A 17,759-nucleotide genomic window follows, 5' to 3' on the forward strand; every position below is an offset into this window, starting at 1 on the left:
GCAGTGATGCGTAAATACCTGACCGGGTTATGGGCATGCATGCGTTCTGGAGAAGAATTTAATACGGCCAAGCTTTTTAGCGAAAAACATCTCGCGAAAGCTTGACCGTGAACAGAGTATCTACAGGTTTTGTGTGATCAGTTAGAGGAACATCTCGCGCGTCAGTCCATGCCGCTGCATCTTTTCATTGAAGGTCCGGCGCGGCAGTTGCAGCTCTTCAAGCACTGCTTTCACATCGCCCTTGTGCCGGGTCAACGCCGAGCGCAGGCAATGCGCTTCAAATGCTTCAGCCTGCGCCGCCAGCGACTGCCCGGGATCGATGCCTGCAGGTGCAGGCTCTCCCAGCCCCAGCACCTGACGTTCGGCAACGTTCGCCAGTTCGCGCACATTGCCCGGCCAGTCGTGGCTCAGCAGATGGCTCAACTGCGGGCCACTCAACGGTGGAAAAGTCCGGCCCAAGCGCTCGGCGGCATTCTGCGCAAACGATTCGAACAACAACGGAATGTCTTCACGCCGTTCACGCAAGGGTGGCAGGCGCAACTCAGCCACGTTCAACCGATAAGCCAGGTCTTCACGAAAACGCCCGGCCCGTGCCTCATCCAGCAGATCAGGTTTGGTCGCGGCAATGATGCGTAAATCCACGCGAATGCTCTGATTGGAGCCCAATCGCTCAAGCTTCTGCTCCTGCAACACCCGCAGCAATTTCACTTGCTGGGCCAGCGGCATGCTTTCGATTTCATCGAGAAACAGCGTGCCGCCGTCCGCGTATTCAAGCTTGCCGATACGCTTGCCCGTAGCGCCGGTGAACGCGCCGCTCTCATGGCCAAACAACTCGGCCTCAAACAACTGCTCGGGAATCGCCGCGCAGTTCAACGCCACAAACGGCTTGTCGGCGCGCGGCCCGAAGTCGTGCAAGCACCGGGCAACCAACTCTTTGCCGCTGCCGGTTTCACCCCGGATCAACACGTTGACCGGCAGCGCCGCCAGATCCAGCACCTGCCGACGCAACGTCTGCAAGCCACGGGACACGCCCAGCAGCGTCGCGTCGAGTTTGGCGCGGTTGTCGGCCAGCTCATGCAAGGCGCGGTTTTCCAGCACCAGCCGGCGCTTGTCCAAGGCCCTGCGCAAACTGCTCAGCAGGGTTTCCGGGCTGAAAGGTTTTTCGAGGAAGTCATAGGCGCCGTCGCGCATGGCTTCAACCGCCATCGGCACATCGCCGTGGCCGGTCAGCAGAATCACTGGCAAGTCGGCATCGCGCCGCTGAACTTCGGCCAGCAGTTCAAGCCCGGTCATGCCCGGCATGCGCACGTCGCTGAGGATCACGCCGGGGAAATGACTGGGCAATTGCGCCAGGCACTCATCGGCGCGGCTGAACAGCTGCACCTCGAAACCCGACAGGCTCAGCCATTGTTCAACGGCGCTGCGAATGCTGCTCTCGTCGTCGACCACCATCACTGAATTCAGCATGGGCTGTGAGCCTCCAGGTCGATGGGCAAGGTCACCGTGAATACGGCGCCGTTGGCGTGATTGTCGGCGCTCAGGCGTCCGCCCGATTCGTGAACAATGGCGAACGATACCGCCAAGCCAAGGCCCAAACCATCACCCACCGGTTTGGTGGTGAAGAACGGATCGAACACGTTCGGCAGATGCTCTTCGGCGATGCCGCCACCGTTGTCGGTGACGGTGAGGCGCCAGAGTTGCTCGTCGGCTTCGAGGCGGATTTCCAGGCGTTTGCAGGGTTTGTCCTGCATCGCATCCAGCGCATTACGCAGCAGATTGATCAGCACCTGTTCCAGCCGAATCGCATCGCCGCGCACCCATGCCGGACGCGCCAGGTGCAGCACGGTGCTGACCTGCTCATCTCGCAGACGCGCGTCGAGCAATTGCAGCGATTGGTCGACCACCGCCGCCAGATCCAGGCGCTCGCGCAAACCGCTGGGGCTTTTACGGGCAAAGGTTTTCAGGTGGCCGGTGAGGGCGGCCATGCGCGTCAGCATGTCGTCCACCGGTTTCAACGCTTTGTAAGCGTCGTCGACCCGGCCGTGATCGAGCAGCAGCCTCAGAGTCGCAAGCTGCATGCGCTGGGCGGTCAGCGGCTGATTGATTTCATGGGCGAGGGCGGCGGACATCTGGCCGAGGGCCGCGAGTTTGGCCGATTGCACCAGACCGTCCTGAGCGGTGCGCAGGTCGCGGGTGCGCTCTTCTACCAATTGTTCGAGTTCTTCACGGCTGCGCTGACGCAACTTGGCCAGGCGCCAGCGCTGGTTGAGGAACAGCAACAGAAACACCAGCGCCAACCACAACCCGGCAGCGGCGAGCGCGGCGTTGCGGCCGTCTTCGAACGCGACTTGCGGGCGGCGCAGCAAGTGCAAGGTCCAGCCTTCCGTGGTCAGCGGCAGGGATTCCCACAGGTAATTCGCCGTGCCGTCAGGACCGACGACGCGCGCCAGATCACTGTTGTCGTCGAAGCGCTGCAGCGATTGATAATCCAGCGGTGTCAGCGGTTGTTTGTCGTATTGGCGAGTGATCTTGAGCTCGGCATGATCGCTGACGCTCAAGGGTTTCAACAGGCGATAGCGCCAGCCCGGCTGGTTGGCAATGAAGATAATCCCGCGTGCATCGCTGACCAGCAGCGTGTCGCTGCCTTGGCGCCATTCGCGCTCCAGTTCCGGAAACTCAAGCTTGACCACCATCGCGCCGAGGAACTCGCCGCTGTCGCTGGTCACCGCGCTGGACAGGAAATACCCCGGAATCCCACTGGTCACCCCCACCGCATAAAAGCGCCCGGTGCCCTGGGTGCGGGTCTGGCTGAAGTAGGGACGAAAACCGTAGTTGTGGCCGACGTAACTGTTGGGCAAACGCCAATTGCTGGCGGCCACGGCGAGGCCCGTACGGTCGAGCAGTTCCAGGGTCGAGGACTGTGCAGCGCCGTTGATTTTTTCCAGTTTGCGGTTTAGCGCAAGCTGCTGTTCGGGGCTCACTTCACCGTTCAGCGCGCCGCGCAGCTCTGGGTCCAGCGCCAGCACGGCGGGGAGGGCGCGGTAGCGATCAATCAGGGTGTGCAGGGAGTTGGCGTACAACGCTAGTTGCTGATTGGCGCGGGCGGCGTCCTCGACCAGGGCCTGGCGTTCGGCGTGGCGGACGGCCAGGGTGGCAGCGAACGCGGCTCCGGCGATGATCAGTAGTGTGTACAACAACAAGCGCAAGGGGCGGGGAATCGGCAGCATGCTGGATGAACGGAAAAAGGACGGGCAGGCACCATACCATGGGGGCGCTTGTCGCTCTCATTTCACCTATCGCCCGTTCAGACTGCGCTGAACGACTTTGATCGAGAGTGCAGCATGGTTCGCGTGTATTCCAATTCGTTGACCACCGCGTTGGTTGCGCTTCGCAGGCTATCGACGGTATCGCCGTTGTCGCCAAAGTAACTGAACGTGTGCATGGCGCTAACACCTGCCGTGGCAAATTCTCTCTCAAGGTTGTCCATGTTCCCGTTCAACGCCTCGATCAGTTTCAACAGATTGCTGTCGGCCTTGGCTATTTTCTCTGGAGACAACTCGGTGCTCGCGCCCGCGACCTCATGCACGATTTCCACGACACCCAGTAGCCCGCCGACCGCAGCACTGGCGCCGCCGGCAACGTCAGGCGCGGCAGCCTTGAGTATCAGACCCGCCCCAGTGCCGGTTGCCTCCTTGGCGCCTTTGAGCATGTTTTTTTGCGAGGATAGGTTCATGTTGGCGAATTTCTGCTTAACGTAATCCATGAAGTTAAGGGTTTTATACTCGGCTTTGTTGATGATTTTTTCGGGGGACAATTTGCTCGCCTTGAGCTTGACCGAAGCGCTTGCGCCCGTGCGCTCAGCCACATAATCCACCGCCAGGCTGACCGCTTTCTTGGCACCGAAACCCAGTGCAGTGCCCACCACATTGCCCACCCCCGGTGCTACCACACCCAGCGCCTGTGCTCCGACGCCGACCGCGATGCCGACGCCGTAACTCACGCCCTGTCCGACCAGATGCACGGTAGTGCGTCGGGCCGAAGACAGTGCGTGATCGCCGGCTGAGCGGTGGTTGAGGATCTGTTGTTGAGCATCCAGCGCCCGCCGCTTCGATATCCCGAGAATGTTGATATGGCGGTCAATGCCGTCCGACAAACCCCTTGTGGCGACAGATTGCGCTTGCTTGGCGCCGCTGTCGGTTTTGCGTGAATCCCGTTGTTCAGGCGTTTCAATAAACTGATCCATGAAGTCGCCTAGCCCCAGCCCGCCGATGTCGACAAAGGTCACGGGATTGTTTTTCACGAACGCATAAAGATTCAGCCCGTCCACATCCCCCGCCGGATCGGGACAGACCCAGCGCTGCAACCACGGCGCGTAATACCGGGCGCCATAGTAATAAAGCCCGCTGCAGTCCATTTCCTTGCCTGAATACCGAATGGTTTTGTAATCGGCTTCCACCTCTGAACGCGCCGCCCACCACGCCGTACCTCCAAACGCGTAATAGAACTCAAGACTGATCAAGGCACCATGGCGATCCAGTTCCAGTGCGCAGGAACCCAGATGGTCGTCGAGGCTGTAGCGCAGCTGATCAGGTTCCAGATCACCCGGGCCCCCGCTGGCCCAGTGCAGGCATCGAACGCTGCCAAAGGCGAGCGGCAGGGTGATGACGTGCAACACACGACCGTCGTCGCGGGTGTGAATGTCCAGCCCCGGCAGGTAAAGGACCTCCCGGCTGTGTGTCATTGACCGGGTGTGGGTGACATGGCGTTTGCAGACCCGTTCACCCTGGCTGTAGAGGTAGCTTTCGGTATCATCCGCCAGGCCATTGCTGTGGGTGAGCAAGGTCACTTTTTCCAATTGATCGCGGGCGTTCCAGGTCATGGGTTGTGCGCCGTCCTGCAGATACCGCTGGTTGCCATGCGGGTCAAATTGCTCCTCGAAAACGGGCTCCGGGTCGTCTGTTTTCCAGCGTACGCCACGGTTGCTGCCAGGGTCGATGCGCATGTGCAGGGTGAAGTTATGGCCGTCGCGCTGATGGCGCTGTTCGGTCAGATTGTTGCCCTTGTCGTAGGTGAAGTACTCGATGTAGCCATAGCGGCGGCCGGGATCGACAGGCTGAACCAACTCTGGCAAACCGGCTTGTGGATTGGGGACTTCTGCCTCGAAACCGCTGGCGCTGATCAGCCGGTACAGTGAGTCGTAGGTAAATTCTCGATGGCCATCGACGCGCTGGTTGGCGAAGTACACCGTGGTCAGGGTGTGATCCTCGATGCGCAGGATGTTGCCCATCCGGTCATAGAAGTAATGGAGGTTTTGCTGCAAGGCCTCGTCGGGTTTCCCGGACTTGAGCGTGCTTAGGCGACCATCCGCCGGGCAGTAAGTCCATCGGCTGATCACACCATTACCGGCCGTTTGCATCGTGATCTGACCGGCAGCGTTGTACTGCGCATCCTGCAGGACACATTGCGGGTCGTCGGCGCGCAGTTGCAGAACAACCTGCTTGAGCTGCCCGGCAATGTCGTAATGAAAGCACTGCTGATGGCCACCTGCGTCGCTCTGGATCAGCACGTTGCCCAGAGGGCCATAAGTGCGACTGCTGCTGAAGGCGCCGGCATCGGCAATCGTTCGGGTTTCACTCAGCGGCGATCCCTGGAGGCTGAAACTGCTCAATTCGAGTGAGCCTGCTGGGTCGACATGCTTGATCATCTGGCCGCGCACGTTGAAGGCGGGGTCGGCTGATGTGTCGGCGTAGGTGAAGGTTTCATCATCCGGTTGACCGTTTTCCTCAACGGCGACTACGCGCAACTGATTGTCGTAGGTGGTGCGCCAATGATTGTCACGCTGGCCCCAACGTTGAAGCTCTTCGCCTGTCAATCCCAGCAGGCTCACACGTCGGCCGGCATCGACGCTGTCGATTCTGATCGCGTCGCCGGTGAGTCGATAAACATTGCTCAGATTAGGCGTCAGGGCCGTGTCGAACAGCCGCGCATCCCATTGCTCAGACAGGCTTGCGTGGGTGTCATATGTTTGTCGGGTGATGAGTGTTTCCACTTCACCACCGACCACTTGGCGCAGGTAGGCAACCTGTCGAATTGGCAGGCCTCTGGGATCTATGGCCGTAAGGTCCGGGGTTCTGGCAGAAACAGTGTCGGTCATGGGTCATGCGGCCTTTTTTTGCGATCGAGAGGCTGCGCGCGATTGCCGTGATAGAAACTGATTGTCCGTGGTGCCCATCTCTTTGTAATAGGCCATGCCTTTTTGAGCACGATTGATGTAATCGAGGGTTTTTTTAGTGGTTTGCTGCAACCCTGATCGCGTAATCGTCTGCTTGGGAGGCATGCCCCCATGGCTGATGCCATCTGTGCCCAATGCATCGAAAGCCGCTTCTGCCCCGGCCCAACGTTGCTCGACAGCCTCTTTCCAATCAGCAAGCATCGTTTCGATTTTGCCAACTTTGACCGGGTCGAGCCGGTTCTTGATGTCTTCGGCTTCCACAGCCCGGGCGAACAAACTGAGGGTGGCGGGAATGATCGATATCCACGACGACATCACCCTGTTCATTATGAAATCAGGATTGAGGACTTTATTGAGTGCCGGATGGATTACTTTATTTTTTACGTCTTTCCAGCTGTTGATTTTTTTTTCAACGGGTTCAGAGATACCCAATGAGCTGTCGATCGCCTCAACGGACATCGTCGAGGTTTGCGGTATGAGCGGTCCCGTCATCGGTAAGCGGTTTGTTATCGGAGCTGCCACCGCACCTGAAATATCCCCGGCAATGTTGCCACCGATCAACGCATTTGGGTCCAGGAACTGGAGTGTATGAGGGACACTCGGAAGAATGTGGCTCGCTAGTTCAGTGCCGACAAGTCCGGCCTCATAGCCGGCGACGCCGTTGGCTACTTCGACTACAAAATTTGCCGCCAAATTTCTTTTAAGGTTCTTTTGATGAATGATGTTGTCGATTTGTCCGAGTGTCCGCTCAGCGTGGCCACCAACGGCGGAAATAAAACCTGAATAGTTGCGAATGACGGCTTCGCCGCTTTCCTCTCCGTCGCTATCGACATAACGCATCGGATTATTCCTCACAAATCTGTAGAAGTTCAGGCCATCCACCTCCCAAGCAGGATCGGCGCACACCCAACGCTGCAACCACGGCGCGTAGTAACGAGCGCCGTAGTAATACAGCCCGCATTCATCCATTTCCTTGCCCGAATACCGGATGGTTTTGTAGCCGACCTCCAGTAAGGAAGCCGCCGTCAGCCAAGCGGTACCGCCGAACGGGTAATAGCCTTCGTGGCTGATCAGTCGGGCGTTCTGGTCAAGTTCGATGAGGCAGGAGCCCAGCTCGTCGTCGAGGCTGTAGCGCAACTGATCCTGTTCGATACCGTCGGGTTTTTTGCTGACCCAATGCAAGCAACGCACGCTGCCACGCCCCCCCGGCACGGTGATGACGTGCAGTCCTTCGCCGTTGTCGCGGGTGCGGATTTCCAGCCCCGGCAAGTAGACCACTTGACGAAAATGCGTGAGGGTCGCGGCTTGCCATTCATGGCGTTTGAACACCCGTACGCCCTGGCTGTAGCGAAAGACTTCTTCATCGTTGGGGCCGCCGTCACGTTCAACCAGTGTCGCACTGGCCAGTTGATCGCGGCTGTTCCAGTGCAGGGGGCGTCCTGGGGCCGAAGCCTTGAGGCCGCCATTGGGGGTGAACAAGGTGTCGAAATCCGGTTCGTTGTCACCTTCTTTCCAGCGCACTCCACGGTTGCTGGTCGGGTCGATGAACATCGCTTGGGTGTAGTTGCCCACCGCACGTTCATGGATCAACTTGATCAGGTTGCCGCCGGTGTCGTACTCGTATTTCTGTGTGTGGTTGAGGTGGTTGTTGGGGTCACTCGGCGAAGGGCGGCCAGGCAGATCAACGCTTGGGGCGGCGTCATGGCCGGTGGCGCTGCTCAGCTGATACAGAGAGTTGTAGGTGAATGTGCGGTGGCCATCGATGTGCTGATTTTTGAAGTACACCGGTTTAAACGTCAGATCGTTGATGCGCACGACGTTACCGACCGGGTCATACCGGTACTGAAAATGCTGCCGCGGCTCCTGGCCGGGCACACCGGCCTTCAACGTGGTGAGTCGGCCATCGGCGTCATCGTAAGTCCAGGTACTGACCACCCTGTTGCCGGCGTGTTGCTCGATGATCTGGCCGACGGCGTTGTAGTGGGCGCCTTCAAGAACGGGCAGCCAGGCTTCGCTGGCCGCGAGCCGCAGTTTAACCTTTTGCAGCTGCCCGGCGCGGTCGTAAAACATCTGTTGCTGATGATCCGCGGTATCGGTCTGGGTCAGCAGCGTGCCGAGCGGGCTGTAGGTCCGGCTGCCGGGGAAGGTGCCGACATCGGTGATCGTTCGGCGGTCGAGCAACGGTTGGCCGTGCAGGCTGAAGCCGCGCAACTCAAGTGTGCCGGAGGAATCGACCTGTTTGATCAACTGGCCGCACAGGTTGAACGCTTTGTCGGCTGTGGCATCGGCATAGCTGAAGGTTTCGACGATGCCTTGATCGTTCTCTTCAAGGGTGAGCAAGCGCAACTGATCGTCGTAAACGGTGCGCCAATAGTCGCCCTGTCCATCCCAGCGCCGGAGGATTTCACCGGCCAGCCCCGGCAGGCTTATCCGCCAACCGGAGTCGACGCTGTCGACCTTGAGCGGTTGCCCGGAAAGGCCATAGACCTTGGCTAGGTTAGGCCTTGGCGCCTCGGCCAGCCGCGCGCCCCGTTGCTCCACCAGCCGCCCGATAACGTCATGACATTGCCGGGTGATGAGGGGTTCAAGAGCGTCACTGGGGCCTTGGCGCAGATAGGCAATATGGCGCACTGCCAATCCACGCGAATCATTGGACGATATTGAGGGTGTGTTCCAGTAACCGGTGGTCATTGCATAGCTGGCTTGTTCGCTTTCGGCGGTGGCGCAATGTACGTGTCATTAAAGTCCAGACGGGTCGTGTACCAGGGGTGGATGATTGTGTACGCGACGTCGCCTTTGGCGTTGATGATCTTGATCAGGCGCCCCAGCACATCGTAGAAACTTTTATCGTGATGGCCGAATTCCTTGAAGCAAGCGTCATCGATGTAGCCATAAGCATCGGCGAAATAGGGGCGATAGGTGCGTACGGGTAATCCCTTGTTGTTGTATTCAACGCGTTCGCTGATGCGCCAGCGCCAGTTGGCAGGTGCCACCTTTGGTTTGCGGTTTTCGATCACCAGTTCGCCGCCTTCTACGACATAGGCATCCCCCGGCTCAACCCTTTGCTGGGTTTGCAGGGTGCGGCCGAAGCCATCGACGATTGTCAGAATGATGTGGATCTGGTGCGGTTCGTCTTGATCGTAGTAGTAACGATCAGCGCTAAGAACGACGCTGTGCACCGGAATGCGCGTGACGCTGAGCAGCAGGTCCCACAACGCCTGTTCGGCCGGCGTCCGGGACTTGAGCCTGCTCAGGCGCAGTCGGGCACTGGCGCGGATGTGCAGGCTTGGCAACACATAACCTTTAGCGGTCCATTCGTTCAGCCAGTCGAGTGTTTGCCTGACGGAGTCGGGGAGACGGCACATCCAGCTGAACAAGTCCTTGCGAAAGGTACTGGCGGCGTCTTGAAGCGCTTCCTCGGGGAATTCGATGGCCGTGCCCGGGCTCGCGTCGACGGGGCGGATGTAGTCGGCGATGGGTTTGAAGCCGGCGGGAACGCCGGACTCTGTTCCGTGATGGGTGACGGTGTGCGGACCTGACGGGTCGTAAAGGGCTTCTTCAACGTTGTCGTTGGCATCGGTGATCTGCCTCGGTTGCCCAGAGCAGTAATCGAACACAACGCGCGTGTTACAGCCATCCGGCCGCTCGACGCTGATGGTCTTCAGGGCGTAGTCGTCGTATTGCGCCTTGGTAATGCCGTGGCTGAGCGTTTCGTTGTATTGCGTCACTCTGTGGAAGTGATTGAGGTCTGCGTACGTGGCAAACGTGTAGAGGGCGGACCAAAGATTTTGCTGTTTATCCTCTTCTTCGTCGGCTTCTTTGTCCGTACCAAGAAACAGCTTCATGCACAGATAACCAATCTTCGTCAGCTCTGCCCGGATATCGATCGGCGGATCCACGTCGCCGTAGACTTCCAGCGCAGCCTTGTTCAGTTGAGCGATTTCCAGCGCCCACTTCAAGGCCTCAAACCCGGCAGTGCCATCCGGTAACTTTTCGTTGGCCGCGGTGACGTAGCGTTGCACCGATTGTGAAGTCAACTCCCGCTGCGCCACCCATTCGGCTGAGGGGAACAGAACAATGAAGTGTTCATAGGAAATCGTTTCCGGACTCAAACCCGCAGGTGCAGCGCCTTTGGGCAATACCAGCGCATTACCGCGTTGCCGCCAGGGCAGACCAAGCCTCCAGCCTTGCAGATTGAACAGGTGAATAAACTCGGCACGGGTTTCGCTCAAGTAGTAGAACTGCTGAGCCTGATCATGAGCATCAGTCCACCATTTCCGTTCATCGACGTCGGTAAAAGGTGGCTCGTCTGTCTCGGTCCTGCGCCGGGCATAGCTGACTGTGATGCTGTGGGTCGTCAGCCCATAGGCGTCCCGGTTCAAGTTGATGACATGATGGCACAGCGGGTCGTCGACAAAACGTTCATAGTGGCATTTGATCTCTTCCAATGGCGACGCCATCAACACCGCATCGGGATTGTGTTCGCCACGCTCACGTACTTCACGGACGATGTATCGGTACTCGACAACCAGGAAGGGAAGCGTCGGCGGCTGGTCATCCGCGGCATAGGTTTCCATTCTGAGCACAGAGCCTGCGAGGGCTCGGGCGATTTCGTGAGCGGTGGCTTCATCGGCAGGTGTAATGAGTTCTTCGACCTCGTCGCCCGGGTGATATCGACAAAACAGCGTGTCGCCCAGCGGAGGTGCCTCATCATCAAGATCGAAGTAACCGTCGCGAGGCCTGTCGATCTGTTTGCCGGTATGAAACCAGGTGCACACCAGTGCCGGCGCGGTAAAGCTATCGTCTTCGCCCGAGCCGGTTTCACTGTCGGTCTGATGCAGCCGCCCGAAGCCACGCAATTCCCGATCCTGATGGTCGTACCAGGCCTCGAAATAACTGAAAAACTGATTCAGGCTATTGCCGGTGATTTCATCCCGCTGGGTTTGTTGACTGACGACTTGCACCGCGAAAGGCAGGTAACAGACGGGCAGGCGATTGAGTTCGAGAGTTTGCTGTTTTTCATCCAGCCAGTACTGCGCGGAACTCCTGTGCACCACCTCAGTGCTGCACCCCATGTTGTTATTGCTGGAGATCATCAAGTACGGCTTGGCGCTGACAAAATCATAACGCCAGTGTCGGGGTTTCATGTGCGGCACGGTCAGGATCAGGCTGGCACAGCCGAGCCCTTGCAGGTCGGCGAAGGTGACCAGACACAGGTTGTCGTAACGCACGCCTTCGGGCCAGGGGACTGAGATGGGGGTCGGTTCAAAACCATTGCCACCGCGGTTGAGGTAAATGTCGAAGCTGTCGGATTTCAGATAGATGAGCGCGGGGGCTCCGGATCCGTTCAGATCCGCAATTCGCACCCGCCCTGCGTCGAACGTTGCGTATTCGAAACTCGGGCCGCTGATGACAAAGCCCTTGCCAAATTGTCCGTGCCCCAGGTTTGGCCAGCATTTGATTTCGTCGTGTCGAATGCGGCACAACTCGGTCATGTCACTGCTCAGCAGATTGCTCAAAAACACCAGTTCGCTGCGTGAGTTGCTGAACAATGGCAAACGGTCGTCTGTCGGCTCATAAGGGACATCCTCGCCCTTGGCAAAGCCAACCTCACGCTGATTGGCGTAAAGGCGCACGGAGTTGGGACCGATCAGCACCAGCGAGCTGAGACCGTCGCCCGTCAAATCGGCCAGCTGCGAAAGGGTATTAAAAAACTCGATAGGGAAGGCCGAAAACGGTATGAAGCCTGACCAGGTTCGATCCGGGTTCAGCGTATAAAAACCGCACATTCCGGGTTGAGCGACAATCCAGTTCAGACGACCGTCGCCGGTGATATCCATGAGGGCTTGATGCGCGGGTTTATTGCGGTCGGCCACCGGGATTTTCGTCAGCGCTGTCCACGGTCCGTAGTGGATGTCGTCGGGGCCTGTTGCGGCGCGCAAGGGCTCGCGGTAGTACCAGCATTGGTCATAACGACACAGAAAGCCCGGCAGGCCTTCACCGAACAGGTCGACGCATTGATAGAACTGGCCGTCTTCGATACCCGGCATGTTCTCGAACGGGAAGAAGGCACTCGGCTCTTTATTGAGTTCGAACGCCGAATAGTCGAACTCCACCGGTGGCATGTTTTCCACGGTGCCGCTGGCGTCATACGCCTGATAATGCGCCGCCGCGATCTGGCTATAGGACCAGGGGGCTGTGTTGGCCGCGTACTCCAGCAGCAAGCGGCGGACCAGCACAGGCTCGTCACCCAATTCCGCGAAATTGTGGAACATCAGAACCTGCTGGCAGAGGCGGCGAGTACCCACTTCAAAGCCCTGCCGATAGGACGAAAAGGGGTCGTTACGGATCAGCCATGGCTTGAGTGTCGGGCCGTCATAAACAGGTTTTTCGGTCAGGTCCCCCGTGCGTTCGCCGTAGTCGAACACCACGTGGAAATGCCATGCAGGCGCAGGCGTTTGCGGTGTGTCCCAACCATACAATTGGTCATACGCCGCAACGTTGCCATACAGCACGCGATGCAAGTAGCGTTGGGCCCGGTAGTCACGCGGGCCAGACTCTTCGTCAGGATACTCGTCTTTCAGGTACTCGTAGCAGATATGCTCGCCACGGGCATTCATGCTCTCCTGCAACAACCAGGCAACAACTCGCTCCGGATTCAGCGGGTCAGCCTTGCGCGCGCCTTCGATTTTGCCGAACAGGTGCAAACTGCCATCGGCCCCGTGCACTAACCAGAAACCTGTGGGGTCGGTATCGGCGCTCCAGTATTCAATCAGTTCAAAAGTGCTTTCGACCCGTGGCCAATATTGCACCACACGGTGCTGTCCAATAGGCATGCCACGGTATTCAGTGACTTCCCTGGCCTTGACCTCACCGTTGTCGTCGCGCTCGGCCATGAGCTCCTCACCCATTTGGCTGATGAACACATCATCATCGGTATAACGGGGCACACCTTTGCTGGTCTGGCGGGTGATGGCGCTGAAGTTCAACAGCCAACCGATGCCAAACGGTCCGTTGCCCGACTGGCTGCTGTAACTCAATGAGAGGTCGGGATCCCAGCCGCGCCCGGGTGACAACGGCAGCGACAGTGCGAAGGAAGCGCCTCCCGTCCAGCCGACCTTGCCCCATTCTTTACCGATGCTGGTGACTGAAGCACTCTTGGTTATCGAGGGTTCAATAATGCTCAGGGACGCTTGGTCTTTCATGGGGCTGATCCTGTTTTGGCCTTGCGCTCGCCCGTGGCAACGGTGTCGCTTGATGGATCAGACGCTAACAAGATGGGAGCCCTGCGTAACCTGTCAGATCTGACAGGTCAGGAGGGTTTTTCTAGATCAAATGGCTGTAAGAAGAAGGCTTTTAATGCCATTAGGATTATTTGCAGGCAAAAAAACGGCCGGGTCGTCCATCCAGACGAGCCGGCCGTGTCGGTCAGTTGAAGCGCTTACTGCACTTCGACCGCCAGGCTTTCACTGATCTTTTGCTGCCAGATGGCAGGACCGGTGATGTGTACCGACTCGCCCTTGCTGTCGACAGCAACTGTCACAGGCATGTCTTTGACGTCGAACTCGTAGATCGCTTCCATCCCCAGTTCGGCGAACGCCACCACGCGGGATTTCTTGATGGCTTGCGCCACCAGGTAAGCCGCGCCGCCCACCGCCATCAGGTAAACGGCTTTGTGGTCTTTGATCGCTTCGATCGCGGTTGGGCCGCGCTCGGATTTGCCGATCATGCCCAACAGGCCGGTTTGCTCGAGGATCTGACGGGTGAACTTGTCCATCCGCGTTGCAGTGGTCGGGCCAGCCGGGCCAACCACTTCTTCGCGCACCGGATCAACCGGGCCGACGTAGTAGATGAAGCGACCCTTGAGGTCCACCGGCAAAGTTTCACCCTTGTTCAGCATCTCGACCATGCGCTTGTGCGCAGCATCGCGACCGGTGAGCATTTTGCCGTTCAGCAGGACGGTTTCGCCCGGCTTCCAGCTCTGCACGTCTTCCGGGGTCAGGGTATCGAGGTTGACGCGACGGGCCGACGGGCCGGCTTCCCAGACGATTTCCGGGTAGGCATCCAGCGGTGGCGCTTCGAGGGACGCCGGGCCGGAACCGTCGAGCACGAAGTGCGCGTGACGGGTAGCAGCGCAGTTCGGGATCATGCACACCGGCAACGAAGCGGCGTGGGTCGGGTAATCCATGATCTTCACGTCGAGCACGGTGGTCAGGCCACCCAGGCCCTGGGCGCCGATGCCCAGTTGGTTGACCTTCTCGAACAGCTCCAGGCGCATCTCTTCGATACGGTTGGACGGGCCACGCTTTTTCAGCTCGTGAATGTCGATGGACTCCATCAACACTTCCTTGGCCATGACGGCTGCTTTCTCGGCGGTGCCGCCGATGCCGATGCCGAGCATGCCCGGTGGACACCAGCCGGCGCCCATGGTCGGAACGGTCTTCAATACCCAGTCGACGATCGAGTCGGACGGGTTGAGCATGGCCATTTTCGACTTGTTCTCGGAACCGCCGCCCTTGGCCGCCACGTCCACTTCCACGGTGTTACCCGGAACGATGGAGTAGTGGATAACGGCCGGGGTGTTGTCCTTGGTGTTTTTACGAGCGCCCGCCGGGTCGGCGAGGATCGAGGCACGCAGGACGTTTTCCGGCAGGTTGTAAGCCCGGCGCACGCCTTCGTTGATCATGTCGTCCAGGCCCATGGTGGCGCCATCCCAGCGCACATCCATGCCCACGCGGACGAAGACGGTGACGATGCCGGTGTCCTGGCAGATCGGACGGTGGCCGGTGGCACACATGCGCGAGTTGATCAGGATTTGCGCCATCGAATCGCGAGCTGCCGGCGATTCTTCGCGCAGGTAGGCCTCGTGCATCGCCTGGATGAAGTCAACGGGGTGGTAATAGGAAATGAACTGCAGGGCGTCGGCAACGCTCTGAATCAGGTCGTCTTGCTTGATCACGGTCATGAGTCGCGCTCCTCTAAAATTCGGGAACATTCAATAAGGTGCTTGCAGCTGGGGTGCATCGGTCGGTTGCAAGCACCTTTCAAGGCACGCCGGGGCTGCTGGCGCGACGCTAAAAAGGCGCGGCAGTATAGCGCGCCTCGGTTCCGGGCACACCCGCCGGCAGTCAATCATGTGGTGAGGTGATTTAGCGAACCGTCGCACCGCCCCGTTCGACTGCGAAGCAGTCGCCAATGCGACACACGCGGTATGCCTGATGCACCAAGGTGCGGCTTTCGGGGCGGCTTCGCCACCCAACGGGGCGGTGCGACGTTTCGCTAAATCCCCTCGCCACAGGAAGCTCCCGCACCACAGGTTTTGCGTCATTCAGGGACATGCTTTTGACGCCAGTTTTCTGCCCCGAAAATTGAATGGTCATTTATCAGACACCCCACTAAAGTGGCATTCGGTCTGTAGAGTAGGACACTCGATCAGCCTCCTTTCGCACGGTGAGTCAACGATTGACCCATAACGCCATCCAACGGCTTTTGCTCAAACGCTTTGCCCTCGCAGCCGGCACCTACGCCCTGGCTTTGGTATTGCTGTGGCTGGCGTTTTTCACCGGACATTACGACGAACCCCTGGCCAGCGTGGCCATCGGCAGCGCGCTGGTGGTCATCACTCAGGCGGCGTTGTTCGCGGTGTTTTACAGTGGCTGCAACCTGCGATTCTCCGACCCGAGCCTGACCGAAGCGCAAGTGTTGATGGGCCTGGGTTGGCAGACATGGCTGATTGCCAATCTGGATGAGGCACGCGGTGCGTTCCTGGTGTTCTACCTGCTGATCATGTTGTTCGGGCTGTTCCATCTTTCCCGTCGTGCGTTTGTGCGGTGCGCGCTGTTGGTGTTTTTCAGTTTCAGCGCGATCACGCTGTGGGAGGGCTACCACTTCCGGTTGCCCGACCCGGCGCTCGCCGCGTTGCAGGTGTGCGTGCTGTTTATCGTGCTGATCTGGCTGGAGCTCTACGCCCGTTATGTTCAGGCTTCGCGCCAGCGTATGCGCCAACGACGGTTTGCCTTGCAAGCGCACCAGGACACCCTGCGCGGGATGATGCGCCAGCTCGAAGACCTGGTCGCCACCGACGAACTCACCGGGCTGTTCAACCGCCGACATTTCCTGCGCCTGGCCTCTCGCGAGCTGAATGCGATGGAAGCGGGCGTGGTGCATGGCCTGGCGTTGATCGACCTCGACCACTTCAAACGCATCAACGACATTCACGGCCACGCCGCGGGCGATCAGGTGCTGCAAGCCTTTGCCGGCGTGGCCACCGCCTGCCTGCGCGAGGGTGACGTACTGGCCCGTTATGGTGGCGAAGAGTTCGTGGTGCTGTTGCCCGACTGCAACGCCGAACGCCTGACGTCCTGTTGTGAGCGGCTGCGCATTGCGTTCACCGATGTCGAGCTGATCGGCCTCAACGTCGCCCATCTCAGCTTGTCGGCGGGCATGACCTTGCTGGAGCTGGGCGATGACCTCGACGACGCCTTGCAGCGCGCCGATCAGGCGCTCTACCGCGCCAAGCGTGACGGTCGCAACCGATGCGCGGCGGCGTGGGAGAACGTCGATGCCTGAGTTGCGCGTCGGCGAGCGCCGCTGGTCGGTGGCGCCGGGCAGCAACCTGCTCGACGCCCTGAATCAGAACGGCGTGGTCGTGCCTTACAGTTGCCGTGCCGGCAGTTGCCATGCGTGCCTGGTGCAATGCGTTCGAGGCTTGCCCAGTGACAGTCGTCCCGATGCCTTGAGCGCTGATCAGCGACAGCAAGGCTGGCGCCTGGCGTGTCAGTGTCAGGTGGTCGAAGACTTGCAAGTGCACACCTTCGATCCACAAGTCGACGGCCGCCCGGCCCAGGTCGCTGCGGTCGATTGGTTGAGTACCAGCGTGCTGCGTTTGCGTCTGACACCTGAGCGACCGTTGCGCTACCGCGCCGGGCAGCATCTGGTGTTGTGGGCGGGCAACGTCGCACGGCCTTACTCCTTGGCCAGCCTGCCGGAAGAAGACCGCTTTCTGGAGTTTCACCTCGATTGTCGGCAGCCGGGGGAATTCAGCGACGCGGCCCGACAGCTGAAAATCGGCGACCCGATCCGCCTCGGCGAACTGCGCGGCGGGGCGCTGCACTACGATCCCGACTGGAACACCCGGCCCCTTTGGCTGATGGCCGCTGGCACGGGGTTGGGGCCGCTGTTCGGTGTGTTGTGCGAAGCGTTGCGTCAGGATCACCAAGGCGCCATCCGCGTCATTCACCTCGCCCATGACGCCAGTGAGCATTACCTGGCCAAACCCCTGCAAGCCATGTGCGATGTGCGTGAAAACCTCAGTCTCGAATGCTGGACCCCGGCCGAGTTGCCGCAGGCGTTGGCGCAACTGCGGCTTGTTTCCCGGCAAACACTGGCCTTAGTCTGCGGAGCCCCCGACAGTGTCGACGCCTTCGCCCGGCGTTTGTACCTGGCCGGATTGCCGCGCAACCAACTGCTGGCGGATGTCTTTGTTCCCCGTGGTTGAGCGCTGACCGTTTAACGACGCGAGACTCGC

Annotated in this window: 8 protein-coding genes; 2 read left to right on the top strand and 6 right to left on the bottom strand. The window is 59.4% G+C overall.

The annotated features are described in order from the left end of the window. Positions 1–141: 141 nt before the first annotated feature. From EYC95_RS22175 to EYC95_RS22200, 6 genes are all read right to left on the bottom strand, one after another. Positions 142–1,467 carry a sigma-54 dependent transcriptional regulator gene (locus EYC95_RS22175; RefSeq protein ID WP_131062226.1) on the bottom strand — a complete coding sequence of 442 codons (1,326 nt, stop codon included), beginning with the start codon at positions 1,465–1,467 and terminating at the stop codon, positions 142–144. Then, entirely contained in the window at positions 1,461–3,227 is a 1,767-nt protein-coding gene (locus EYC95_RS22180) for an ATP-binding protein (RefSeq protein WP_131062227.1), read from the bottom strand. The genes EYC95_RS22175 and EYC95_RS22180 overlap by 7 nt, the downstream gene beginning before the upstream one ends. 77 nt (positions 3,228–3,304) lie before the next feature. Beyond that, positions 3,305–6,154: an RHS repeat-associated core domain-containing protein gene (locus EYC95_RS22185; RefSeq protein ID WP_131062228.1), complete on the bottom strand. Its 2,850-nt coding sequence runs from the start codon at positions 6,152–6,154 to the stop codon at positions 3,305–3,307. Between the two features lie 3 nt (positions 6,155–6,157). Then, positions 6,158–8,863 (bottom strand): RHS repeat domain-containing protein, encoded by a 2,706-nt coding sequence (locus EYC95_RS22190; RefSeq protein WP_305955873.1) that lies wholly within the window; start codon positions 8,861–8,863, stop codon positions 6,158–6,160. Between the two features lie 56 nt (positions 8,864–8,919). Then, on the bottom strand, positions 8,920–13,437 hold the full coding sequence (locus tag EYC95_RS22195) for a SpvB/TcaC N-terminal domain-containing protein (RefSeq protein ID WP_131062230.1): 4,518 nt from the start codon (positions 13,435–13,437) through the stop codon (positions 8,920–8,922). Between the two features lie 236 nt (positions 13,438–13,673). Further along, positions 13,674–15,197, bottom strand: a complete 1,524-nt coding sequence (locus EYC95_RS22200; RefSeq protein ID WP_131062231.1) for a fumarate hydratase — start codon at positions 15,195–15,197, stop codon at positions 13,674–13,676. 497 nt (positions 15,198–15,694) lie between these two features. Between EYC95_RS22200 and EYC95_RS22205 the strand changes: the two genes are divergently transcribed. After that, positions 15,695–16,801 carry a diguanylate cyclase gene (locus EYC95_RS22205; protein WP_131062232.1) on the top strand — a complete coding sequence of 369 codons (1,107 nt, stop codon included), beginning with the start codon at positions 15,695–15,697 and terminating at the stop codon, positions 16,799–16,801. Next, entirely contained in the window at positions 16,794–17,729 is a 936-nt protein-coding gene (locus tag EYC95_RS22210) for an iron-sulfur-binding ferredoxin reductase (protein WP_131062233.1), read from the top strand. Before EYC95_RS22205 ends, EYC95_RS22210 begins: the two co-directional genes overlap by 8 nt. Positions 17,730–17,759: the final 30 nt, after the last annotated feature.

The sequence above is a fragment of the Pseudomonas sp. BGI-2 genome (genome assembly GCF_004310295.1).
In the GTDB taxonomy this organism is placed as follows: domain Bacteria; phylum Pseudomonadota; class Gammaproteobacteria; order Pseudomonadales; family Pseudomonadaceae; genus Aquipseudomonas.